The sequence below is a fragment of the Alistipes sp. An66 genome (assembly GCF_002161445.1).
In the GTDB taxonomy this organism is placed as follows: domain Bacteria; phylum Bacteroidota; class Bacteroidia; order Bacteroidales; family Rikenellaceae; genus Alistipes; species Alistipes cottocaccae.
Map to the genome: position 1 here is coordinate 1 of NZ_NFHT01000003.1, position 24,207 is coordinate 24,207.

Sequence of the window (24,207 nt, forward strand, 5' to 3'; positions counted from 1 at the left end):
CTCACCCCCCTCACCCCCTCACCCACACACAAAAAAATCGCCCCGGTCCGTTTTCCGGAACCGGGGTGAAAAACAGCGTCGCACGCTCCGTGTCTGTCAGAACGGCAGATCGTCCGGATCGTCCGCCGGAGGTGTAACCGGCTGCTGCGGCTGGGGTTGAGCCTGCGGCTGCGGAGTTCCGCCCTGCCGGTAACCGTCCTGCTGGTAGCCCCCCTGTTGGTAGCTCCCCTGCTGGCCTCCCTGCGGTTGCGAGCCGTATCCCGAGATCGGGGATCCGTCCGAAGCCGGATTGTCCGAACGGCGTCCCAGCAGATTCATCGTATCGGCCAGAATCTCCGTCGTATAGCGTTTGTTGTTGTCCTTGTCCATCCACTCGCGGGTGCGCAGGCGTCCCTCGACATAGATCTGCGAGCCCTTCCGCACGTAGCGGTCAACCACATCCGCCAGACCCCGCCACAACGTGATCGTATGCCATTCGGTGTGTTCCTTCGTCTCGTTCGCCTGACGGTCGTACAACCGCTCGGTCGTCGCCAGACGCACGCGCGCAACCTTCGCGCCCCCCTCCAACGTGCGGACCTCCGGGTCCATGCCCACGTTGCCGATCAAGATTACCTTGTTTACCATTATTTCAGTTCTTTAATCATTCGTTTGAAGAGCTGTTCCATCTTCACGCCCGCCTTCCGGCCCTGACGCTGCACGTCCTCGTGGTCACCCACCTCGTCCGACAGCCCGCAGTTCGTGATGACCGAAACCCCGAAGACCGGAATCGACATGTGGCGCGCCACGATCACCTCCGGAACCGTCGACATGCCCGCCGCATCGCCGCCGATCGCCTTGAAGTAGCGGTACTCGGCCTGCGTCTCGAACGTCGGGCCCGTGCCGCCCACGTAGACGCCGTATTGGAGCTTGATGTTCTCCTCTTCGGCGATGCGCGTCGCCGCGGCGATCAGATCCCGGTCATAGCAGTTGTGCATGTCCGGAAAACGGGGGCCCAGTTCGGCGATGTTGCGACCGATCAACGGGTTGGGCATCAGATTGATATGATCCGTGATGACCATCAGGTCGCCCACCCGGAACGAGGTGTTGATCCCGCCCGAGGCGTTCGACACGAAGAGATAACGGATGCCCAGCTGCTGCATCACCCGGATCGGGAACGTCACCTGCTGCATCGTATACCCCTCGTAGTAGTGGAAGCGGCCCTGCATGGCAACCACCCTGCGGCCCTCGATCTCGCCGAAGATCAGCCGGCCCTTGTGCCCCTCGACCGTCGAGACCGGAAAGCCCGGAATATCCTTGTATTCCAGCGTATAGGAGGTTTCGATCCGGTCGGCGAAGCCGCCCAGGCCCGTCCCCAGAACAATACCCGCTTCGGGGGTGAAGTCATTTGTCTGCGCCTTGATGAAGGCCGCGGTCCGTTTAATTTCCTCTAACATCTTCTTCCAGTTTTTGCAGAAAATCCGTCGCCGAATCCTCTATGAATGAAATATTGATCGGTTGGTAGTACAGCGCCCGGCGGACCTCCGGCGGGATCTTCGACCGGTTGGTCATCTTCACGGCATCCTTCTCCGTGGTGACGATCACCGCATCGGGATGTTTCGCCAGCAGCGTTTTCAGCGCGGTCATGTCCCGCACCTTGTAGACGTGATGGTCGTCGAGCGTCATCTCCGAGACGACCTTGTAGCGTTCGCGCAGCGACTGCAAGAACGGACCCGGATTCCCGATCCCCGAGAGTGCGATCACCGAACGCCCCCCGGCAAGCGGTTCCGAAGGCGCCTCGTCCGCATAGAGCGGCTGCGGGATGAAACTCTCGAAGCGCGTGAAGTAGACCCGCTGGTAAGCCACCTGGATCAGCACCTTGCGCAGGATCCGCCGGTCGATCGGCGCCATGTGCTCGGGGCACTTCGTCACCACGAAATAGTGGGCCCGGTGCAGCTCCTCCGGGAGGTCGCGCAACGTCCCCACGGGCAGCATCCGGTCGTGCTGCACGGGGCGCGTGGCGTCGATCATCACGACGTTGATTTTCGGCTCCACGTAGCGGTGCTGGAATCCGTCGTCCATGACGATGAGGTCCACTTCGGGGTGTTCGGCACGCAGCCGGCGGATCCCCTCGGCGCGCTTCTCGCACACCACGACCACCGTATCCGGGAACTTGAACTTGATTTGCAGGGGTTCATCCCCTACATCCCGGTAGTGGGAGTCGGTGCGCACTTCCAGATAGCCCTTCGTACGGCGCCCGTAGCCGCGCGAGAGCAGCGCCACGCGGTGCATCTGCGCCATGTAGGTGATCACCATCTCGGCCATCGGCGTCTTGCCCGTACCGCCGACGGTGATGTTGCCGATGCAGATGATCGGGATGTCGAACCGCTCGCTTTTGAGGATGCCCCAGTCGAAGAGACGGTGACGGAACGTCACCCCCATCTTATAGAGGAAAGCCGCAGGCGCAAGCAGGCATTTGAGCATTTTTCTACCGGTTTGAACAGATAATGTTCAAAGATAGAAATTATTCCCCGGATCGCCAAACCCGAAACCGCAATTCTCTCTCCGACCCGCAAAAAACGCTCCAAAACCGACCGACGCCCCCGCAAAACAACCGGCATCGCCCATTCCCGGCCCAAGGAAAGGCTCCACCGCAAAATCCGGAACTCCCGATTCCCGCAATCCGTTTTTTTTACTATCTTTGCTTCGACTATGAAAAATCTGAAAACTGCCTTCGCGGCGCTGCTCCTGCTCGGAGCCGCCGCCTGCGGCCGCAACGCCGCAACCGACAACGATAATGCCGAAACGGCCGAACCCCAAAACCTCCTCTACGGTATCGACGCCGACAACTACCGCACCGAAACCGGTGAGGTCGCCAACGGCGAAACCATGGGCGGAATCCTCAACCGTTTCGGCATCTCGGCCCTCGCCGTCGACCGGCTGGACAAAGCCTCCCGGGATGTCTTCCCCCTGCGCAACATCCGCCCCGGACACAAGTTCACGGCCTTCATCCACGAAGATTCGCTCTATGCCCCCCACCTCGACTGGCTCGCATACGAAGTCTCCGTCACCGACTATGTCGTCTTCGGGTTCCACGACAACGACTCGGTCTCCGTACGCAAGGACTGCAAGGAGTACACCCTGCGCCGCACGAAGAAGAGCGCCGTGATCAACTCCTCGCTCTGGGGCGCCATCATGGAGCAGGAGCTCCCCTACGCCCTCGCCGCCGAACTCGAAGAGATCTACCAGTGGACCGTCGACTTCTTCGGCATCCAGAAGGGCGACAGCTTCACGGTGATCTACGACGAGCGCTTCATCGACGACAGCGTCTCGGTCGGCATCGGCCGCATCTGGGGCGCGAAGTTCGTCCAGAGCGGCAAGGAGTTCTACGCCATCCCCTACCGGCAGGGCGGCAAGATCCAGTACTGGGAGGCCGACGGCGGAAGCCTCCGCAAGCAGATGCTCAAAGCCCCGCTGAAATATTCGCGCATCAGCTCGCGCTTCACCTACGCCCGCAAGCACCCCATCTACAAGGTCTACCGTCCCCACACGGGCGTCGACTACGCCGCCCCGAAGGGTACGCCCGTGCATGCCGTGGCCGACGGCGTGGTGATCTTCAAGGGCTGGGGCGGAGGCGGCGGAAACACCCTCAAAATCAAGCACCCCGGAAACCTGCAAACCGGATACCTCCATTTGAGCGGATATGCCAAGGGTATCTCCAAAGGCACGCGCGTCTCGCAGGGCCAGCTGATCGGATACGTCGGTTCGACCGGCGCCTCGACGGGCCCACACCTCGACTACCGCGTCTGGAAAAACGGTACGCCCATCGACCCGCTGAAAATCCCCTCGGAGCCCGCAGAACCCATCTCCAAGGAGAACCGTGCCGGATTCGAATTCGTCCGTGACCGCATCATGGCCGAACTCAACGGCGACGTGAAACCCGAAGAGCGCATCACCCAACTCGACTCGCTCGTGCTGCCCGATGCGGCGGCCCCGGCGGTCGTGTCCGAAAAGTAGGTCCGTATGGAACGTGTCGCAGTCATCATCGTGGCCGGGGGCAGCGGCCGCCGCATGGGTGAGGGACTTCCCAAGCAGTTCCGCTTCCTGGGGAACTTGCCCGTGCTGGCCCGCACGATCGGGCTCTTCGCCGATGCGCTGCCCGGCGCCGAGATCGTCGTCGTCCTGCCCGAAGGGCACATCTCCTTCTGGAAGGATCTCGCGGCACGCTTCGACGTCGCCGGGCACCGTGTCGTGGCCGGAGGTGCCGAACGGTTCGACTCGGTACGCTGCGGACTGAAAGCCCTGACAGGCGATCCCGAACTGATCGCCGTGCAGGACGGCGTGCGCCCGCTCGGCACGGCCGAGATGATCCGCCGGGTCGTCCGCGCCGCGGCCGAACACGGAGCCGCCATCCCGGTCGTGGAACCCGTCGATTCGTTCCGCGAAACGGACTCCGCCGGAAACTCACACCCCGTCGACCGGAGCCGGCTGCGTTGCGTGCAGACCCCGCAGGTGTTCCGCGCCGACGTGCTGCGCAACGCCTATGCGGCGGAGTTCCGCCCGGCATTCACCGACGACGCCTCGGTCGTCGAGGCCGCCGGGCATCCGGTATGTCTCGTCCCGGGCGAACGCGGCAACATCAAGCTCACCGCCCCCGAAGACTTCATCGTAGCGGAAGCCCTGCTCACCGCACGCGAAGAGGCAGAAGCTGCCGGAGCGGATGAAGCCGCCGGAGCGAATGGACGAGAAGCCCGGCACGCCGAATAAACCGGAACGGACGAGGCCGGACGACCGATCAGCCCCCGGACAAATCCGGACAAACCCGAAAACCGAATACACCGAACCTGACAAACCATCCGATGCAGAGCGTCTACAAATACCGTTTCTCCCGCCGCACGATCTACGTGTCGCTCGTCTACCTGGCCATCTTCGCACTGCTGGGCTGGGCGCTCTACCACCTCTACGAAGGGGGTTATCTCTCGGCATGGTTCACCTCGTTCATCGTCGCGCTGATCGCCCTGATGGCCCTCTCGATCCCCCGCAAGATCGTCGTATCGGAGGATCGTGTCGAGGTCCGCTGCCTGCTGGACATCACCGAGATCCGCCGCAACGAAATCGCCTCCGTCCGCCGGGTCGAAACGCGGCGCATGAAGTGGTTCATCCCGATCTTCGGCGGGTACGGATTCTTCGGATACTACGGGCACTTCATCGACCTGCGAAGGCTCGACCGCGTGCGGATCTACGCCTCGGAGTGGCGCAATTTCGTCGAGATCACCGATATTTACGACGACCGGCTCTACGTCTCGTGCGCCGATGCCGACCGGCTGGTTGCCGAGCTCACGCCGCCCGGCGGAAACCGTCCCGACGACGAGGAGATCGACGAGGAAGAGGAGGGTCCGGAACAGGAGACCACAGAACCGGAACAGAAGGCCACGGAGCCGGGAAACAACCGGAATGGCGCCGAAAAACACCGGGAAGCGAAGGGCGAAGCACCCGATAACCGGCCGGAGTGATTCCGGCAATCTATTTGCATATCCACACCATTATTCACCATTTAAAACACGAAAAAGATGAAAAAGTATCGTTGTGTAGTCTGCGACTGGGTTTACGACCCGGCAGTCGGCGATCCCGACGGAGGTATCGCCCCCGGAACCGCCTTTGAGGAGATTCCCGAAGACTGGGTATGCCCCGTCTGCGGCGTCGGCAAGGACCAGTTCGAAGAGGTGGCCGAGTAAGGCTTCCGGAATCGGATCGCTCGGGACGCACTCCACTGCGGGGTGCGTCCTTTTTTTGCGGGGGGGGCTTCCCGACCGGGTGCCGCCGGAAGGGGGGGGCCGGCACAAAAAAAGGGCCGTGCTTCCGCACAGCCCTTCGGTCGTCGCTCCGTCCGCCGCGTCAGTTGACGTTCGGAAGGTAGGAGTAGTTCTTCGAGTAGTCGAGCATCTGCTCCACGTAGTTCGCCGGGTAGCTGATCTTCACGTCGACCACCTTGCCGTCCTGCTCGACCAGTTCGTATTCCGGATTCACGAAACCGCCGTAAGGCTCGATATGCAGCGCCGCATAGCGTTCCAGCACTTCGTTGTGCAGCGTCGGCTCAACCTGCACGCCGTAACGCTCCACAAGCTCCTTGCCCGCTTCGTAGTCACCCTCCGACTTGATGCGCTGCACCTCGCGGAGCAACTCCCCGAAGAGCCCGCGCAGCTTCTCGAAATCGTTCACCACCACGTAGGTCTTGCCGTTCTCCTGCACCAGTTCGATCACCTTGTCGGCCTTGCCCCGTTCGTAGCACCACTCCGAAATCAGCTTCCGGTTGCGCATGTGCGACTCCTCGATGTTCTTGCCCGGCTCGATGCGTGCCAGCTGCGTCATCAGACCGTTCATCACGTAGTTCGCATAGCCGGCCTTCGCCACGTCGAACGACGGCACAAGACCCAGCTCGACGAGCTTTTCGTCACCGAGGTAGTAGAGCCCGAAGAGGTCGGCACGCGCCTCCTCCAGGGTCGAGCCGTAGCTGCGCAGTTCCGAGCCCGTCACGCCCGGCGCCAGCTGCCCCGAACCGTGGCCCAGGCACTCGTGCAGGTCCGTATGGAGGTCGTCGGCCAGCTTGCCGTACTTGTCCATCCGCTCGCGGTCCTCGGCCCGCAGCACGAACTCCTCGTTGAAGCCGTTGCCGTGCGCCGCCTGGTCGTAGGCATAGGTGATGTTGTCGATCGTCACCGACTTCGAACCGTACTCCTTGCGGATCCAGTCGGCATTCGGAAGGTTGATGCCGATCGGCGTCGCCGGGTAGCAGTCCCCGCCCAGCATCGCTACGGTGATCACCTTCGCCGAGACGCCCTTCACCTCCTTCTTGCGGTACTGCGGGTCCACGGGCGAGTGGTCCTCGAACCACTGCGCATTCGACGAAATCGCCTCCGTGCGGTGGCAGGCCGCCGAATCCACGAAGTTCACGATCGACTCCCACGAAGCCTTGAAGCCCAGCGGATCGCCGTAGGTCTCGATGAAGCCGTTCACGAAATCGACGTTCGAGACCGTATCCCGAACCCAACCGATGTTATAGCGGTCGAACTCCTTCAGGTCGCCGCTCCGGTAGTAGGCGATCAGTGCCGCGAGGTTCGACTTCTGCGGCTCCTGCGCCACCGATTCGGCCTTTTCCAACCAGTAGACGATCCGCTCGATCGCCGCCGAATACATGCCGCCGACCTTCCACGTCCGCTCGACGAGTTTCCCGGCGTCGTCCTTCACCAGCTGGCTGTTCAGCCCGTAGGAGACCGGTTCGGGGTCCCTGGCGTCGGCGGCCGCCATCCCCGCGTAGAAGCTCTCGGCCTCCGTCTGCGAAACGCCCCGGTAGTAGTTGCCCGACGAGGTGAGCAACAGGTCGTCGCCCGCCCGCTGGTTCAGCCGCGTGGGGTAGGCCGCAGGGTCGAAGATCGCCCTGCTCACCGTGGCGATCATCGGCTGCAAGTCGCCGAACCGCTCCACGGGGATCGACTCGCAAAGTTCCAGAAAATAGCTCTCCGTGAACTCCGGCGTGAACTTGTCGTTCGAATAGTGGTGGTGGATGCCGTTGGCGAACCACACCTTTTTCAGATACTTCTCCAAAGCCTGCCATTCGGCCGTCGTGCGGTCCCCGGCGTAGTTTTCGTAAACCACTTCAAGGGTCCGGCGCACCGGCAGGTTCACGACGCAGTTCTGGTCGTAGAGAATGTCCCGGCCGCACTTCGCAGCCTGCGCAAGATAATAGATCAGCTCCTTCTGTTCGAGCGGCAGCGCCTCGAAACCCGGTACTTCGTAACGGATGACCTTGATGTCGTCGAAGCGGTCGACGATCCACGGCGCCGCACCCTTCGGCGCGTCGCCGCACGAGGTCAGTGCGGTAATCATAAATGTCATGGATACAAGAGGAAAAAGCCTTTTCATGCCTGTTGAAACGTTTGTTTCCGTCAAAGATAGTGCATTTTTTGAAATTTTCCTTCGTTATGTCTGCGGGAATTTCTACCTTTGCCCCCGCAACTCGGTATTCTTGCAGAGATGAAAGTATTTACAAGCGTCAATGAGCTTCGCGCCGAACTCGACCGCACGGAGCAGTCCGGGATCGGTTTCGTCCCCACGATGGGAGCCCTGCATGCAGGACACCGCTCGCTCGTGGAGCGGGCCCGGCGTGAAAACCCCGTCGTCGTCGTCAGCGTCTTCGTGAACCCCACGCAGTTCAACGACAAGAACGATCTCAAACACTACCCCCGTACCCCGGAAGCCGACGCACGGCTGCTCGAAGAGGCCGGGGCCGATTTCGTCCTGATGCCCCCGGTCGAGGAGATCTACCCCGAACCCGACACCCGCGTCTTCGACTTCGGGCAGATCGACAAGGTCATGGAGGGTGCCACACGCCCCGGACACTTCAACGGCGTGGCACAGGTCGTCAGCCGGCTCTTCGACATCGTACGCCCGGCCCGCGCCTACTTCGGAGAGAAGGACTTCCAGCAGATCGCCGTCATCCGCGCCATGGTCGGACAGCTGCAACTGCCGGTCGAGATCGTCGACTGCCCCATCGTCCGCGGCGAGGACGGACTCGCCCTCTCGTCGCGCAACCAGCTCCTCGATGCACCCCACCGCGCCGCCGCACCTCATATCTACGCCACGCTGCGCCGCGCCGCCGAGAAGTCGCGGGAACTCTCGCCCGAAGCCCTGAAAGCGTGGGTCGTGAAGGAGGTCGAGAGCAACCCCCTGCTCAAAGTCATCTACTACCAGTCGGTCGACGCCCGCACGATGCAGGAGGTAGCGGATTGGAACGACACCGACCGCATCCAGGGCTGCATCGCCGTACAGGCCGGCGACATCCGTTTAATCGACAACATCCGCATCCGATAATGAAATTCCAGATCGAAGTCATCAAATCGAAGATCCACCGCGTGACGGTCACACAGGCCGACCTCAACTACGTGGGAAGCATCACCATCGACGAGGCCCTGATGGAGGCCGCCAACATGATCGAGGGTGAGAAGGTCCAGATCATGGACATCAACAACGGAGAACGTTTCGAAACCTACATCATCAAAGGCCGGCGCGACAGCGGCTGCATCTGCCTCAACGGCGCCGCAGCACGCAAGGTCCAGGTCGGAGACGTCGTCATCATCGCATCCTACGCCCTGATGGATTTCGAGGACGCCAAGCAGTTCCGCCCCTGGGTCATCTTCCCCGACACGGCAACAAACCGGCTCGTCAAGTAACGCCCCGATCTCTTCCGGTGAAAACAAACAAAAATCTCCTTCCCGAAGGAGATTTTTTCGTTTAAATACCTATCTTTGTCTCCGGCTGACTACCGACCCGCCCATGGATATTCTGCTTTCGATATGCGCATTCATCCTCGCGATCCTCGGCATCGCAGGATGCATCGTTCCCGTCCTCCCCGGAACTCTCCTCTCCTACGGAGGCCTCCTCTGCTCCTATTTCGCTTCCTATTCGCAAATGAGCACCTCCGCACTCTGGATCTGGCTCGCCGTCTGCATCGCCGTCAGTCTCGCCGACTATTTCCTCCCCGCATGGATGACCAGACGCTTCGGAGGCTCCCGCGCCGGATCCATCGGAGCCACCATCGGCATCTTCGTCGGATTCTTCGCCGGTCCCGTCGGAATCATCCTCGGACCCTTCGTCGGAGCCGTCATCGGAGAACTCGTCAACGACCGCAGCGACTTCGCCAAAGCCCTCGTCGTCGGATTCGGATCCTTCCTCTCCTTCTTCGTCGGAACAGGTATCAAACTCATCGTCGCCGTCGGGATCCTCGTCCACGTCGTCGCCGACATCTGGGTCCACGTCGTCGCCGACATCTGGCCCGCGTTCTGGAACTGGCTGACTAATCTCTTTTAAAACAATACCTCTATGAAAAAACTGCTGACTCTGGCCGTCGTGGTCCTTGCCCTGCTCGCATCGTCGTGCAGCAAGTACAAGTACGAAACGGTCAAAGGGGATCCGATGAACACGCGGATCTACACCCTGCCCAACGGTCTGAAAGTCTACATGAGCGTCAACAAGCAGACGCCGCGCATCCAGACCTACATCGCCGTGCGCGTCGGCGGAAAGAACGACCCCGCCGAAACAACCGGCCTGGCCCACTACTTCGAACACCTCATGTTCAAGGGTACGCCCAACTTCGGAACCTCGGACTATGCCGCCGAGAAACCCCTGCTCGACGAGATCGAACAGCTCTTCGAAGTCTACCGCCAGACCGACGACGAGACCGAACGCGCCGCCATCTACCACCGTATCGACTCGATCAGCTACGAGGCTTCGAAGATCGCCATCCCGAACGAGTACGACAAGCTGATGGCCGCCATCGGAGCCAACGGAACCAATGCCTACACCTCGCAGGACATGACCGTCTACGTCGAGGACATCCCCGCAAACGAGGTCGACAACTGGGCCCGCATCGAGGCCGACCGCTTCCGCAACCCCGTGATCCGCGGATTCCACACCGAACTGGAAACCATCTACGAGGAGAAGAACATGTCGCTCACGCGCGACAGCCGCAAGGTCTGGGAGACCCTCGATGCCGCGCTCTTCCCCAACCACCCCTACGGAACACAGACCGTGCTCGGCACCCAGGAGCATCTGAAAAACCCCTCGATCACCAACGTGCGGAACTACCACAAGACCTACTACGTGCCGAACAACATGGCCATCTGCCTCTCGGGTGACCTGAATCCCGACGAGGTGATCGCCACCATCGACAAGTACTTCGGCGACATGCTGCCCAACGAAAACCTGCCGAAGCTCGAATTCAAGCCCGAAGAGCCGATCACCGAGCCCGTCGTGCGCGAAGTCTACGGACTGGAAGCCGCCAACGTGATGATCGGATGGCGCCTGCCGGGCGGTTCGGCCGACCCGAACGACGTCGCACGCATCGCCAGCGACATCCTCCACAACAGTCAGGCCGGACTGATCGACCTCGACCTCAACCAGCAGCAGAAGGTCCTCGGTGCCTACGGAGGATTCTCGGATCGGCCCGATTACAGCATGTTCCTCGCCGGCGGCACTCCCAAGACCGGGCAGTCGCTCGAAGAGGTCCGCGACCTGCTCCTCGGCGAAGTGGCCCGACTGCGTGCGGGAGACTTCGACGAGAAGCTCATCGAGGCCTCGATCAACAACCTCAAACTCGCCCTGATGCAAGCCTATGAGGACAACGACTCGCGTGCCGACATGTACGTACAGTCGTTCATCGCCGGAACCGACTGGGCCGACGAGGTCGCCATGATCGACCGCATGTCGAAGATCACCAAGCAGGATGTCGTCGACTGGGCCAACCGGTACCTCGGCGAAAACAGCTACGCCATCGTCTACAAGCGCCAGGGCGAGGACAAGAACGTTCAGAAGATCGCCGCTCCGAAGATCACCCCGATCGTCACCAACCGCGACATGCAGAGCGCCTTCCTGACCGAAATCCAGCAGTCGGAGGTGAAACCCATCGAGCCCGTCTTCGTCGACTACCGGAAGGAGATGGCACAGTTCGACCTCCGCGACGGAATCCACGTCCTCTACAAGAAGAACGACCTGAACGACATCTTCTCGCTGCAATACGTCTTCGACAAGGGTTTCGAGAGCGATCCGGCCCTCGAACTGGCCTTCAACTATCTGGGGTACCTCGGAACCGAGGCCATGAGCGCCGAGCAGATCGCATCCGAGATGTACGACATCGCCTGCTCCTTCTCGATGCGCGCCGGCAGCAACCAGAGCGTCATCCGAATCTCCGGATTGAGCGAAAACATGCCCAAGGCCATCGAGATCGTCGAGGGACTGATCGCCGGTGCCGAAGCCGACGAGACCATCCTCGAAAACCTCAAACAGGACCTGATCAAGTCCCGCGCCGATGCCAAACTCAACCAGGCGCGCAACTTCTCCGCGCTGCAAACCTACCTCATCTACGGTGAGGAGTTCATCCGCCGCACGACGCTGAAAAACGACGAGATCCTGACGCTCCGTTCGGACGAGCTCCTCGCCCGCGTCCGCGACCTGATGAACAAACAGCACGAGGTGCTCTATTACGGTCCGATGGCGCAGGACGAGGTGAAGGGGCTCCTCGCCGAGAGCCACCGCGCTGCCGAGGTGCTCACTCCGCTCGAAAAGAGCCACCCCAAGATGCAGCGCACGGACCAGAGCAGCGTCGTGCTGGCACAGTACGATGCCAACCAGCTCTATTACCTGCAATACTCGAACCGCGGCGAGACCTTCGACGTAGCCAACGATCCCGAAATCACGCTCTACAACGAGTATTTCGGCGGCAGCATGAACTCCATCTGCTTCCAGGAGATGCGCGAGGCCCGCGGACTGGCCTACTCCGCCGCGGCCTGGATCGGAGGACCCCGCTATGCCGATGACAACTACAACTACATCGCCTTCATCGCCACGCAGAACGACAAGATGCAGACCGCCGTCGAGGCCTTCGACGAGATCATCAACCAGATGCCCGAATCGGAGACCGCCTTCAACATCGCCAAAGAAGCCATTCTGACCCGGCTGCGCACCGACCGTACCACCGGCGTCGATGTGCTCAACTCCTACCTCGCGCTGCGCAGGCTCGGGCTCTCGGAGGAGCGCGACCGTCAGATCTTCGAGAAGGTCCAGAACATGACCCTCGAAGACGTCAAGGCAACGCAGCTGAAATGGGTCAAGGACCGTCCCTACACCTACGGTATTCTGGGCGACATCCGGAACCTCGACCTGAATTTCCTCAAAACGCTCGGCCCCATCCGGACCGTCTCGCAGGAGGAGATCTTCGGGTATTGACCGTCGCGGGCAGTCGGCGGTCCCGATACCGGCCGCCGGTTGCCGGCCGCTTGAATGCAAAAACCCCGGAAGCATGGCTTCCGGGGTTTTTCGTATCGCAACGGGGCTGCGCTCCGTCCGCGGGTCGGTCCGCCGCTCCGCGACGGTCAATAGCGGTAGTGGTCGGCCTTGTAGGGTCCCTCTTCCGGGACACCGATGTAGTCGGCCTGCTTCTTCGTCAGGTGCGTCAGTTCAACGCCCAGATTGTCCAGATGCAGCCGTGCCACCTCCTCGTCGAGGTGCTTCGGCAGGCGGTAGACGCCCACTTCAAGCGTCTGCTCCCAGAGTTCCATCTGCGCCAGGCACTGGTTCGTGAAGGAGTTCGACATCACGAACGACGGGTGCCCCGTCGCACAGCCCAGGTTCACCAGACGACCCTCGGCCAGAATGAAGATCGAGTGCCCGTCGGGGAAGGTATACTTGTCGACCTGCGGCTTGATCGTCGTCTTCACGGCCGCCGACGCCTCCAAACGCGCCATCTGGATCTCGTTGTCGAAATGGCCGATGTTGCAGACGATCGCCTGGTCGCGCATCCGCTCCATGTGTTCCAGCGTGATGATGTCGCAGTTGCCCGTGCAGGTCACGTAGATGTTGCCCTCGGAGAGCGCGCTCTCCACGGTCTTCACCTCGAAGCCCTCCATCGCCGCCTGCAACGCGCAGATCGGGTCGATCTCCGTGACGATCACCCGCGCGCCGTACGAACGCATCGAGCGGGCGCAGCCCTTGCCCACGTCGCCGTAGCCGCACACGACAACCACCTTGCCGGCGATCATCACATCCGTGGCGCGCTTGATGCCGTCGGCCAGCGACTCCCGGCATCCGTAGAGGTTGTCGAACTTCGACTTCGTGCAGGAGTCGTTGACGTTGATCGCCGGAACGAGCAGCTCTCCGGCCGCCTGCATCTGGTAGAGGCGGTGGACGCCCGTCGTGGTCTCCTCACTCACACCCCGCCATTCGGCCACCGTGCGGTGCCACTTCTGCGGGTCCTCGGCCAGAATCCGCTTCAAGGTGTCGAGGATGACCTCCTCCTCGTAGGACGAGGGTGCATAGTCGAGTGTCGCGGCATCGTTTTCCGCCTTGTAACCCTTGTGGATCAGCAGCGTGGCATCGCCGCCGTCGTCCACGATCAGCTGCGGGCCCTTCCCTCCCGGGAACGACATCGCCATCGCCGTGCACCACCAGTATTCGGGCAGCGTCTCGCCCTTCCACGCGAAGACCGGAACTCCGGCTTTCGCAATGGCCGCCGCGGCGTGGTCCTGCGTCGAGAAGATGTTGCACGAGCACCAGCGCACGTCGGCACCCAGCTCCACGAGCGTCTCGATCAGCACCGCCGTCTGGATCGTCATGTGCAGCGATCCCATGATGCGCACCCCTTTCAGGGGCTTCCGGGGTCCGTATTTGCGGCGCACGGCCATCAGACCCGGCATTTCGTGTTCGGAGATCTCGATCTCCTTGCGTCCCCACTCGGCCAGCGACAGGTCGGCCACCTTATAGGGAAGCGTGTTGTCCAAGAACATGTTGTTTTTCATTTAATGTATCCGATATCGGCAGTCGCGGACGCATCCATCCGGCGTCCGGCGCCCGCCGATCCTATTGCTCCAAAAGTGCCGACACCGCGGCCTTGTCTGCGGCAATCCGGGCCCGCAGCTCCTCCACCGTCGCGAAGGTCTGCTCTCCGCGGATCCGCTCGAAGAGTTCCACCCGCAGGCTCTGTCCGTACAGCTCGCCCGAGAAGTCAAAAAGGTGCGTCTCCAAACGCCGTTCGCCGCCCCCCACCGTCGGGTTGCAGCCCAGATTCGACATGCCGTCGTACCGGCGTCCGCCGACCTCCGCGCGCGAACGGTAGACTCCGTCCGGAAGTGGAAAATCCGCCGGCACCGACAGGTTCGCCGTCGGAAAGCCCAGTTCGCGGCCCAGCTGCCGTCCATGTGTCACCGTCCCCTCGACCACGGTTCCTCCGTCCGCCGGATCCCCCGGCATTCCCGCCTCGATCACCGCACCCATCGTCAGATTTTTTCCGTCAGTTTGCGCACCAGGCTGAACTGCGAGAAGAACTCCTTGGCGAAGACCCGCAGCACCGTATAGGAGGGAATGGCCAGAAGCATGCCCACGATGCCCGCCAGCGACCCCGCAATCAGAATCACCAGAAAGACCTCCAACGGATGGGCCTTGACCCGCTCCGAATAGAGCGTCGGTTGCAGCACGAAGTCGTCCAGTCCTTTGAGCACCAGCAGCGACCCGATGATGACAATGGCCGTGTGCCCCACCGACATCCCCTCGATCGGTGTCACGATTCCCACGAAGACCGAAACGATTCCGCCGATGAGCGGTCCCGCATAGGGGACGACGTTCATAATACCCATCGTCAGACCCATGAAGGCCGCATCGGCGGCCTTCATTCCGAAGGCCATCATCACCAGCGACACGGCGATCATCAGCAGCAGGCTCTCCGAAAGAATGCCCGTGAAGTAGCGGCCCAGCAGCACCGTCACCGAATCCAGCACCCGGGTGATGTTCTCGTGGTAGTGTTCCGGAAAGACTGCCGTAACCATCGCATAGAAAAGCCCCTCCTCTTTCAGGAAGAAGAAGGTGATGAACGAAATCGAGAAAATCGCGATCACCGATGACGTCACCACGCCCACGACCGACGAAAAGACCCGGTTCAGCGAGTTGATGTCGATGATCTGACGCAGCGCTGCGGTCAGCTCCTCGGAGAGCGAAAAGGTGCTCTCGGGCAGCGCGAAAAGGTGTTGCAGGTCGTACTGCACACGCGCAACGGGTTCGCTGATGCTCTCCATGACCGCCGTGAAGTCCACATGTGCAAACTGGTTGATCTTGTTGAAGACCAGCGGCACGAAGAGCGAGCAGAAAGCCGCGGCAACCACCCAGATCACGATCAGCGTCAGCAGCGCCGCCAGCCAGCGCGGAACCCGCCAGCCCCGGACATGGATCTCCGACAGACGCTTCACCAACGGCCGGCCCACCACGGCCAGCACGGCCGAAACCAGAATATAGACGACGATCGACGAGAAATACCAGACCAGAAACAGCACGGCCGCGGCAATTGCCGCGCCCACGACGAATTTCAGAACGGTCTGTGGCGTCGTTTGCATACCTCCCTTACTCTTGGTCCGTTACCTTGCGCAGCCGCGCGATCGGCGTCTGCGACCCGACCGTCGGGTCCCCGATCTCGACCAGCAGCTCGCTCTCCTTCGGAATCAGGATGTCGATCCGCGAGCCGAACTTGATGAACCCGCAGACGCTGTTCTGCTCCACCGGATTCCCGACCTTCATGTAGGAGATGATCCGGCGCGCGATCAGTCCCGCCACCTGGCGGAACAGCACCCGCTGGCCCGTGGGCATCTTCACCACCGTCGTCGTACGTTCGTTCTCGGTCGACGACTTCGGATGCCACGCCACCAGAAAACGTCCCGGATGATATTTGAAATACTCCACCGTTCCGCCCACGGGAACCCAGTTCATGTGGACGTTCGTGATCGACATGAAGATCGAGATCTGCAACATCTCCTCCTGCAAGTATTCGGTCTCCTTCACCACCTCGGTCACCACCACGCGGCCGTCGCACGGCGCGAAGACCAGATCCGCATCGTGGATCCGAACCCGACGGGGTTCGCGGAAGAAGGCCACGATGAAGAACCAGAAGAGCAGCAGGAATATCGTCCCGCCCCACAGCAGGGCGACGCCCGATTCGTTGACCAGCATGCGGTAAAAAAGCCACCAGATCAGCAGGCAGACGGCTCCCGAAATACCGATGATCTTGTATCCTTCCTTATTGATTCTCATAACACGGTGAGATTTGCAGTTACATCACAAAAAGCATATAGACGAAGACGAACGGCGCCGACAACAGCATGGCGTCGAAGCGGTCCAGCACACCGCCGTGCCCCGGAATCAGCGTCCCGGAGTCCTTGACCCCCGCAGCCCGCTTGAACATCGACTCCGTCAGATCGCCCAGCACGCCCGTGATGGAGGCCACGAAGGCCAGACCGGCCCACGCCGCCTGATCGGCCCCGAGCACCCGTGCGGCCACGAAACCCATCGCCACGGCACCGACGAGCCCGCCGAAGAAGCCTTCCCACGACTTCTTGGGCGAAAGGCGTTCGCAAAGCCGGTGACGGCCGATCGTCATCCCCACCAGATAGGCAAAGACGTCGTTCGCCCAGATGATGAAGACATAGAACAGCATCACCCACGGATTCCACGTCTCGCCGGAGATGATCGGGAAGTAGAGCATCAGCGAGAGTGGCAGCGCCACATAGACGACGCCCAGAATGGTCGCAGCGATATTCCCCGCGGGATTTTCCCGCTGCCGGAAGAGCTCGCAGATGAACATCACGGGCAACAGCAGCAGCATGAAGGCCATGCCGCTGCCGAACGCATGGCTCCCGCGGCCCAGAATCTGGATATCGTCGCAGACGAACGCGAAGTTCAGGGCAAAGAGCACCACCCCGGCAACCACTCCGAGGAAGCGTTGCGGGGTGTTGCCCTGTTTCTCGGCCAGCGTATAGAATTCCGCCATGCCGACGATCAGCAGCAGCAGCAGCAGCACACCGAAACTCCATTGCGTCCAGAGGATCGCCCACAGAACCACGGCAGCCAGCAAAATGCCGCTCCAGGTCCGGATCCAAAAGTTCTTCATTTTTTCACGCATCGGTTTTCAAGGGTCAAGCAGGTTTCCTATTTCTGTTCCGGCGTTTGTTCCGGCGTTTCGCGGCTTCCGACCGGGGCATTTGTCCCCGCATCCTTCGCCGCCGGAGTCCCGGACTCCCCGACCGCAGCCGCGTTCTTGTCGGCCACGGCATCCGCCGCCTTGTCAGCAGCCGGTTTCGCATCGGCGGCCGATTTTGCATCAGCGGCCGCAGCCTCGCGGCGTTCCCGTTCGATGTCCTTCTTGCGCTTGCCGAAGATCCGCTCCACGTCCTCCGTGAAGACCACCTCCCGCTGCAAGAGCAGTTCGGCCAGTTCCTTCAAACCCTCGCGGTGCTCTTTCAGCACCTGCTCGGCCATCTTGTAGGCCCGGTCGATCACCTGCCGCGCCTCGGCGTCGATCTGCTGCGCCGTCTTCTCGGAGTAGGGTTTCGTGAACGACATGTCGCTCTGGCCCGTCGAATCGTAGTACGACAGCGTGCCCACCTGCTCGCTCATGCCGTAGTAGGCAACCATGGCATAAGCCTGCTTGGTGACCCGTTCCAGATCGTTCAGCGCCCCGGTCGACACCTCGCCGAAAGTCAGCTGCTCCGAAACCCGGCCGCCCAGCGTCGCCGCCAGTTCGTCCATCAGCTGCTCGCGCGTGGTGATCTGACGCTCCTCGGGCAGGTACCACGCCGCTCCCAGCGCCTTCCCGCGCGGAATGATCGTCACCTTGATCAGCGGACTGGCGTTTTCCAGAATCCAGCTCACCGTGGCGTGGCCCGCCTCGTGGTAGGCAATCACGCGCTTCTCCTCGTCGGTGATGATCTTGTTCTTGCGTTCCAGACCGCCGATGATCCGGTCGATGGCAGCCAGAAAGTCCTCCTTCGAGACATATTTCTTGTTATGGCGCGCCGCAATCAGCGCCGCCTCGTTGCAGACGTTCGCGATGTCGGCACCCGAGAATCCGGGGGTCTGGCGCGCCAGGAACGAGCGGTCCAGCGCCGGATCGAGTTTCAGCGGACGCAGGTGCACCTCGAAAATCTCCTCGCGCTCCTTCACGTCGGGAAGCCCCACCTCGATCTGACGGTCGAAACGCCCGGCACGCATCAGCGCCTTGTCCAGAATGTCCGCGCGGTTGGTCGCCGCCAGCACGATCACACCCGTATTGGTCTGGAAGCCGTCCATCTCCGTGAGCAGCTGGTTCAGCGTGTTTTCGCGTTCGTCGTTCCCCGAGAAACCGGCATTCTTCCCGCGCGCACGCCCGATGGCGTCGATCTCGTCGATGAAGACGATGCACGGAGCCTTCTGCTTGGCCTGCTCGAAGAGGTCGCGCACGCGAGACGCCCCCACGCCGACGAACATCTCCACGAAGTCCGAACCCGAAATCGAGAGGAACGGAACGTTCGCCTCGCCCGCAACGGCCTTGGCCAGCAGCGTCTTGCCCGTACCCGGAGGGCCCACAAGCAGGGCCCCTTTCGGGATTTTGGCACCCAGCTCCCTGTACTTGTCGGCCTTTTTGAGGAAATCCACGATCTCCATGATCTCCACCTTGGCCTCTTCCAGCCCGGCCACATCCTTGAATGTCACCCGCTTGGAGTTGTCCTTGTCGAAGACCTGCGCCTTGGCCTTGCCGACGTTCATGATCCCTCCGCCTCCGCCGGCTCCGGCTCCCCGGGCCATCGAGCGCATCACGAAGATCCACACCCCGATGATGAGCACCCACGGCAGCAGATTGACCAGCAACGAAGTCCAGTCGTCGCGCTTGTTGGCGTATTCCACCTGCACCTTCGTGCCCAGACGGGTTTCGGCGGCATTCAGATCCTCACGGAACGAATCCACGGAGCCGATCGTAAAGATCAGTTGGGGCCCCACGTCGGGCAGGCGGCGCAGCCGTTTGTCCAAAGTATCGTTGCGGTATTTCTCGACCGCCTCCTTTTTCAGAAAAATCTGCGCCTGGTCCTTGTTCAGGATGAGGATCTTCTCCACATCGCCCCGCTCGACCATCGGCTGGACCGTCGTCCAGTTGCTCTCGATCGGCCGGTCGTCGGAAGACCCGAACAGATAGTAGCCCAGAATCAGCGCCGCAAGCACTCCGTAGATCCACAGCAGTGAGAACCGCGGCATGTTCATTTTCGGATTATTGTTGTTTCTGTTTGGTCTCTGTACCATATCTCACGCTTCATATTCATATTTCACCATCGGGGCATCGGCCCAGAGCTCTTCGAGCTTGTAGAAACTGCGCAGCTCGGTCTGGAAGATGTGGACCACGACATCCACATAGTCCATGGCGATCCACACGGCATTCTGCTGGCCCTCGATGCGCCAAACCTTCTCGCCCAGCGTTTCGAGCACCTTCTCCTCGATGCCGTCGGCAATGGCCGCCACCTGCGTCGTGGAGTCGGCATTGCAGACCACGAAATGCGAGCAGATGGCGCCGTCGAAGCCCGAAAGGTCCAACGATACAATATTCTTACCCTTTTTATCCTCAATCGCGCTGACGATCGTTTCGATCAGTTTGTCCATAAATTTCAAGATAGGCGTATATAACCTTGCAAAGGTACGAAAAGAGATTGATATTTGAAAATTACCGGCAAAAAAACACATTGCATCCATCCAAACCGTCGGCAAGCGGCAGAAGAAAAACCGATTGCGAGCTTCCGTCACAAACCACAGACAAAAAACCGGGTACAATCGGCTCCGGCTTTTCGAAAAATCCCCGATACGACCTGACGTATCGGGGATTTTCAACTTTTCCGGGCATCGGGCACACCCCGCAGCCGGGATCACGAGCGCGACTGTTCCACACACGCGAGAATCGTGTCGGTCAGCACCTTGATGATCGAATTCTTTACATACGTCCGGCGTACAGCCACCGCGATCTTGCGCGACATCGCTCCCTTGGCCAGCGTCTTCAACCGATCCCGGCGGTCCGAAGGTATGAACTCCACCGACATCTCCGGAACAATCGTCAGACACGACGTGCAGTCCACAATCCGCATCAGCGTGTCCAACGACCCCGATTCGAACGAGTAGTGCGTCGGCATCGACCGCCGCGCCTGGCACAACTCGATGATCTGGTCCCGCATACAGTTCCCGGGACTCAAAATCACCAGATCCTTCAGGTCGATATCCTCGATGCGGATGTTCTGCCGCTCATAGAGCGGATTCTCCGGAGAGACATAGGCATAGAAACGGTCGTTGAAGAGCTCCTGTTCGAAGATCCCCTCCCCGCACGTGCCGCTCGCAACCAGCGCCGCGTCGATCCGGTCGCGCTTCAACGCCTCGACGATCTCCGAGGTGATCATCTCCGAGATCTCCAACTCCACCTTCGGGTACTCCCGCACGAACGTCGGGATGAACTTGTGCAGCAGGTACGGCGCAATCGTCGGGATCACGCCCAGCCGCAGCTTCCCGGCCGTCTCGCCCTTCAACTCCGCCACAGCCTCCCGGATGCAGTTGTAGGCTTTCAGCGTCTCCCGGGCCCGTTCCAGCACCACTGCACCCGCCTCCGTGGGGATCACCGGCTTCTTCGAGCGGTCCAGAAGAACCACCCCCAACTCCTCTTCCAGCGACTTGATCTGCATGCTCAACGACGGCTGCGTCACGAAACAGTGTTCGGCAGCCTGCGAAAAACTGCCGCAGTTGGCTACCGCCAACAGGTATTCGAGTTGAATGATGGTCATAACGGGTGTTTATTTTCTACGACAAATATATAAAATTAATCTATATCCACAAACTTTTTTAGGTCGCCCGCCCGCTTTTTCGTATGTTTGCCGTTAAAATGTACACTTTCTGAAATATGGCTAAAATCATACTCACCGGCGACCGTCCCACGGGCCGGCTCCATCTGGGACACTTCGTCGGTTCGCTCCGACGTCGCGTGGAACTCCAAAACTCGGGCGAATTCGACCGCATCTTCATCATGATCGCCGATGCACAGGCCCTCACCGACAACGCCGACAACCCCGAAAAGGTGCGCCAGAACATCATCGAGGTGGCGCTGGATTACCTCTCCGTAGGTCTCGACCCCGCCAAATCGACCCTTTTCATCCAGTCGCAGGTCCCCGAACTCTGCGAACTGGCCTTCTATTACATGAATCTGGTGACCGTGCAGCGGCTGCAACGCAACCCGACGGTCAAGGCCGAGATCCAGATGCGCGGCTTCGCCGAGGGTGCCGTCGAAGGTGACACCACCCAGCGGCAGGGAATCCCCGTCGGGTTCTTCACCTACCCCATCAGCCAGGCCTCGGACATCACCGCCTTCCGCGCAACGACCGTTCCCGTGGGCGAGGACCAGGAGCCGATGATCGAGCAGACGCGCGAGATCGTCCACAAGTTCAACGCCGTCTACGGCGAGACGCTCACGATGCCCGAAATCCTGCTGCCCGACAACGCCGCCTGCCTGCGCCTGCCCGGCACGGACGGCAAAGCCAAAATGTCGAAATCGCTCGGTAACTGCATCTACCTCTCCGACACGGCCGACGAGGTCAAGAAGAAGGTCATGGGCATGTACACCGATCCGGACCACCTGCGCGTGGAGGATCCCGGCAAGGTCGAGGGCAACACGGTCTTCACCTACCTCGATGCGTTCAGCCGCCCGGAGCACTTCGCCAAATACCTCCCCGAATACGCCTCGCTCGACGAGTTGAAGGCACACTACCGCCGCGGAGGACTCGGAGACGTGAAGGTCAAGCGCCTGCTCATCGCCATCCTCAACGAGACCCTCGACCCCATCCGCGAACGCCGCCACTACTACGAGGCCCGCATCGGCGGGGTCTACGACATCCTCCGCCGGGGCTCCGAAACCGCCCGCGCCGCAGCTGCCGAAACCCTTGCCGACGTCCGGCGCGCCATGAAGATCGACTACTTCGAGGACGAGGCGCTGATCGCCGAACAGGCCCGGCAGTACGCCGCTTCGGAACGCTGATCCCCCGGACAACATGGCATTCCGCACCGACCGTATCTACCCGGCTTTCCTGCGACTGACCAGAAGGCTCTCGAACCGCCAGATGATGATGCTGCTGGCGGTGGTGGTCGGTGTGCTCGCCGGCCTGGGGACCTACCTCTTCGAGGTGCTGCTCTACGCCATCAAGAACGGACTGACGAACTGGTTCCCCGTCGACAGCGCGCACTTCCTCTTCCTGATCTACCCCGCCGTGGGTATCATTCTGGCGACGCTCTTCGTCAAGTACATCGTCCGCGACAACATCTCCGAAGGCGTGACGCGCGTCCTCTACGCCATGTCGCGCCGCAACTCCCGCATCGCCGGGCACAACTGCTGGACATCGGTCGTCGGAGGCGCCACAACCATCGGATTCGGCGGTTCGGTGGGGCCCGAGGCCCCGATCGTCCTCACCGGAGCCGCCATCGGCTCCAACGTCGGACGCCTCGCAAGGCTCAACTACAAGCACACCACGCTGCTGCTCTGCTGCGGCGCCGGAGCCGCCCTCGCGGCCATCTTCAAGGCCCCGATCACCGGCGTGGTCTTCGTCCTGGAAATCCTCATGCTCGACATCACGGCCGCATCGGTCATCCCGCTGCTCATCGCCTCGATCACTGCAACCACGATGGCCTTCATGCTCCGCGGATTCGACCCCATTCTGGCCGTGACGCTCGCCCCGGAGGACGCCTTCAAACTGTGGCAGATCCCGCTGTTCATCCTTCTCGGCGTGCTGTGCGGACTTATGGCCTGGTACTTCACCTCGATGAACGCGCGTATCGGCGGATTCTTCAAGAAGATCGACAAGCAGTACAAAAAGTGGATCTGGGGCGGCGCAATCCTCGGCATCCTGATCTTCGTATTCCCGCCCCTCTACGGCGAAGGTTACGAGGGATTCACCTCCCTGATGCACGGAAACGCACAGGAGCTCTTCGACAACTCGCTCTTCTACCGGTTCCGCGACATCGACTGGGTCGTCCTCCTCTTCGTCATCGCCACGATGTTCTTCAAGGTCATCGCCATGTCGGCAACCAACGCCGCCGGAGGTGTCGGCGGAACCTTCGCTCCGTCGCTTTTCGTCGGAGCCTTCACCGGAGCCTCCCTGGCACTCGTCTGCAACATGCTCTTCCACTGGGAGGTCTCGATCGTCTCGTTTACGCTCGTCGGTATGGCCGGCGTCATGGCCGGCGTCATGAACGCCCCCCTGACCTCGATCTTCCTCATCGCCGAACTCTCGAACGGTTACGGGCTCTTCATCCCCCTGATGATCACCGCCTGCATCTCCTTCGCCGTGGACTACTACCTCGACCCCGACTCGATCTACACCAAGCAGCTCCGGCAAAAGGGCGAACTGCTCACCCACGACAAGGACCAGTCGGTCTTCGTCTTCCTGAAACTCGACGAACTGATGGAGACCGACTTCCTGCGCATCAAGGAGAACATGACCCTGGGCGACATCGTGCACATCATCTCCACCGCCCGGCGCAACATCTTCCCCGTGATCGACAATTTCGGGCGCCTGCTGGGCATCGTGCAACTCGACGACCTGCGCGAAGACATGTTCAAACACGAAAAATACGGACACCCGATCTCGGACTACATGATTCAGCCGCCGGACCGGATCCTCGAACACGAGTCGATCCAGAGCGTCATGGAGAAGTTCGAGGACAAGCATACGTGGATGCTCCCCGTCGTCGACAAGCAGAACCGTTATCTGGGATTCATCTCCAAATCGCGGATCCTGAACGCCTACCGCGAACAGCTGGTACGAATCCAGCAGTAGGAAGGAGCCAAAGGGTGAGCGGTTTTCCCGACGGATGAGG

Annotated in this window: 22 protein-coding genes; 10 read left to right on the forward strand and 12 right to left on the reverse strand. The window is 61.0% G+C overall.

The genetic code is table 11. The features are described 5' to 3' along the window. Nucleotides 1-96: 96 nt before the first annotated feature. Genes B5G16_RS03005 through lpxK form a run of 3 tightly spaced genes read right to left on the reverse strand, consistent with a single transcriptional unit; the run spans nt 97 to nt 2,460 of the window. A complete protein-coding gene (locus B5G16_RS03005; RefSeq protein WP_087260971.1) occupies nt 97-624 on the reverse strand; it encodes a single-stranded DNA-binding protein in 528 nt (175 codons plus the stop codon). Then, nucleotides 624-1,433: a purine-nucleoside phosphorylase gene (locus B5G16_RS03010; RefSeq protein ID WP_087260973.1), complete on the reverse strand. Its 810-nt coding sequence runs from the start codon at nt 1,431-1,433 to the stop codon at nt 624-626. The genes B5G16_RS03005 and B5G16_RS03010 overlap by 1 nt, the downstream gene beginning before the upstream one ends. After that, complete coding sequence (gene lpxK, locus B5G16_RS03015) at nt 1,417-2,460, reverse strand: tetraacyldisaccharide 4'-kinase (protein ID WP_087260975.1); 1,044 nt, start codon at nt 2,458-2,460, stop codon at nt 1,417-1,419. Before lpxK ends, B5G16_RS03010 begins: the two co-directional genes overlap by 17 nt. Nucleotides 2,461-2,688: 228 nt before the next feature. Here lpxK and B5G16_RS03020 point away from each other — a divergent pair, with 228 nt between their 5' ends. From B5G16_RS03020 to rd, 4 genes are all read left to right on the forward strand, one after another. Continuing rightward, the gene (locus B5G16_RS03020; RefSeq protein WP_087260978.1) at nt 2,689-3,993 is read left to right on the forward strand and encodes a M23 family metallopeptidase; all 1,305 of its coding nucleotides are present in this window, start codon (nt 2,689-2,691) and stop codon (nt 3,991-3,993) included. Between the two features lie 6 nt (nt 3,994-3,999). Then, nucleotides 4,000-4,743: a 2-C-methyl-D-erythritol 4-phosphate cytidylyltransferase gene (gene ispD, locus B5G16_RS03025; RefSeq protein WP_087260981.1), complete on the forward strand. Its 744-nt coding sequence runs from the start codon at nt 4,000-4,002 to the stop codon at nt 4,741-4,743. A gap of 92 nt (nt 4,744-4,835) precedes the next feature. Further along, nucleotides 4,836-5,489: a PH domain-containing protein gene (locus tag B5G16_RS03030; RefSeq protein WP_087260983.1), complete on the forward strand. Its 654-nt coding sequence runs from the start codon at nt 4,836-4,838 to the stop codon at nt 5,487-5,489. Between the two features lie 57 nt (nt 5,490-5,546). Then, entirely contained in the window at nt 5,547-5,711 is a 165-nt protein-coding gene (gene rd, locus B5G16_RS03035; RefSeq protein ID WP_087260986.1) for a rubredoxin, read from the forward strand. Between the two features lie 160 nt (nt 5,712-5,871). On the opposite strand, the gene B5G16_RS03040 is transcribed toward rd, so the two are convergent. Then, entirely contained in the window at nt 5,872-7,896 is a 2,025-nt protein-coding gene (locus tag B5G16_RS03040; protein WP_442856528.1) for a dipeptidyl-peptidase 3 family protein, read from the reverse strand. A 111-nt stretch (nt 7,897-8,007) separates the two neighbouring features. On the opposite strand from B5G16_RS03040, the gene panC reads away from it, so the two are divergent. The 4 genes from panC (at nt 8,008) to B5G16_RS03060 (ending at nt 12,753) form a co-directional block, all read left to right on the forward strand. After that, nucleotides 8,008-8,844 carry a pantoate--beta-alanine ligase gene (gene panC, locus B5G16_RS03045; protein ID WP_087260990.1) on the forward strand — a complete coding sequence of 279 codons (837 nt, stop codon included), beginning with the start codon at nt 8,008-8,010 and terminating at the stop codon, nt 8,842-8,844. Next, complete coding sequence (gene panD, locus B5G16_RS03050) at nt 8,844-9,203, forward strand: aspartate 1-decarboxylase (protein ID WP_087260992.1); 360 nt, start codon at nt 8,844-8,846, stop codon at nt 9,201-9,203. Before panC ends, panD begins: the two co-directional genes overlap by 1 nt. Nucleotides 9,204-9,306: 103 nt before the next feature. Continuing rightward, nucleotides 9,307-9,840 carry a DUF456 domain-containing protein gene (locus B5G16_RS03055; protein ID WP_087260994.1) on the forward strand — a complete coding sequence of 178 codons (534 nt, stop codon included), beginning with the start codon at nt 9,307-9,309 and terminating at the stop codon, nt 9,838-9,840. A gap of 12 nt (nt 9,841-9,852) precedes the next feature. Continuing rightward, the gene (locus tag B5G16_RS03060) at nt 9,853-12,753 is read left to right on the forward strand and encodes a M16 family metallopeptidase (protein WP_204227990.1); all 2,901 of its coding nucleotides are present in this window, start codon (nt 9,853-9,855) and stop codon (nt 12,751-12,753) included. A 146-nt stretch (nt 12,754-12,899) separates the two neighbouring features. Here B5G16_RS03060 and ahcY read toward each other — a convergent pair whose 3' ends face one another. The 8 genes from ahcY to B5G16_RS03100 form a co-directional block, all read right to left on the reverse strand. Then, the gene (gene ahcY, locus B5G16_RS03065) at nt 12,900-14,309 is read right to left on the reverse strand and encodes an adenosylhomocysteinase (RefSeq protein ID WP_087260996.1); all 1,410 of its coding nucleotides are present in this window, start codon (nt 14,307-14,309) and stop codon (nt 12,900-12,902) included. 73 nt (nt 14,310-14,382) lie between these two features. Further along, nucleotides 14,383-14,796 (reverse strand): riboflavin kinase, encoded by a 414-nt coding sequence (locus tag B5G16_RS03070; protein ID WP_239405941.1) that lies wholly within the window; start codon nt 14,794-14,796, stop codon nt 14,383-14,385. Between the two features lie 2 nt (nt 14,797-14,798). Then, complete coding sequence (locus B5G16_RS03075; protein ID WP_087260997.1) at nt 14,799-15,905, reverse strand: AI-2E family transporter; 1,107 nt, start codon at nt 15,903-15,905, stop codon at nt 14,799-14,801. 7 nt (nt 15,906-15,912) lie between these two features. Further along, the gene (locus tag B5G16_RS03080; protein ID WP_087260999.1) at nt 15,913-16,596 is read right to left on the reverse strand and encodes a phosphatidylserine decarboxylase family protein; all 684 of its coding nucleotides are present in this window, start codon (nt 16,594-16,596) and stop codon (nt 15,913-15,915) included. Nucleotides 16,597-16,615: 19 nt separating this feature from the next. Continuing rightward, nucleotides 16,616-17,452 carry a phosphatidate cytidylyltransferase gene (locus tag B5G16_RS03085; protein ID WP_087261001.1) on the reverse strand — a complete coding sequence of 279 codons (837 nt, stop codon included), beginning with the start codon at nt 17,450-17,452 and terminating at the stop codon, nt 16,616-16,618. A 38-nt stretch (nt 17,453-17,490) separates the two neighbouring features. Next, the gene (gene ftsH, locus B5G16_RS03090; protein ID WP_087261003.1) at nt 17,491-19,614 is read right to left on the reverse strand and encodes an ATP-dependent zinc metalloprotease FtsH; all 2,124 of its coding nucleotides are present in this window, start codon (nt 19,612-19,614) and stop codon (nt 17,491-17,493) included. A 3-nt stretch (nt 19,615-19,617) separates the two neighbouring features. Further along, nucleotides 19,618-19,968, reverse strand: a complete 351-nt coding sequence (gene rsfS / locus B5G16_RS03095) for a ribosome silencing factor (RefSeq protein WP_087261006.1) — start codon at nt 19,966-19,968, stop codon at nt 19,618-19,620. Between the two features lie 260 nt (nt 19,969-20,228). Further along, nucleotides 20,229-21,128 (reverse strand): hydrogen peroxide-inducible genes activator, encoded by a 900-nt coding sequence (locus B5G16_RS03100; protein ID WP_087261008.1) that lies wholly within the window; start codon nt 21,126-21,128, stop codon nt 20,229-20,231. Nucleotides 21,129-21,244: 116 nt separating this feature from the next. On the opposite strand from B5G16_RS03100, the gene trpS reads away from it, so the two are divergent. Together trpS and B5G16_RS03110 are read left to right on the forward strand one after the other, a co-directional pair. Next, nucleotides 21,245-22,372 (forward strand): tryptophan--tRNA ligase, encoded by a 1,128-nt coding sequence (trpS, locus tag B5G16_RS03105; protein WP_087261011.1) that lies wholly within the window; start codon nt 21,245-21,247, stop codon nt 22,370-22,372. Between the two features lie 13 nt (nt 22,373-22,385). Next, nucleotides 22,386-24,167, forward strand: coding sequence for a chloride channel protein (locus B5G16_RS03110; RefSeq protein WP_087261013.1), 1,782 nt, complete (start codon nt 22,386-22,388; stop codon nt 24,165-24,167). Nucleotides 24,168-24,207 lie beyond the last annotated feature (40 nt).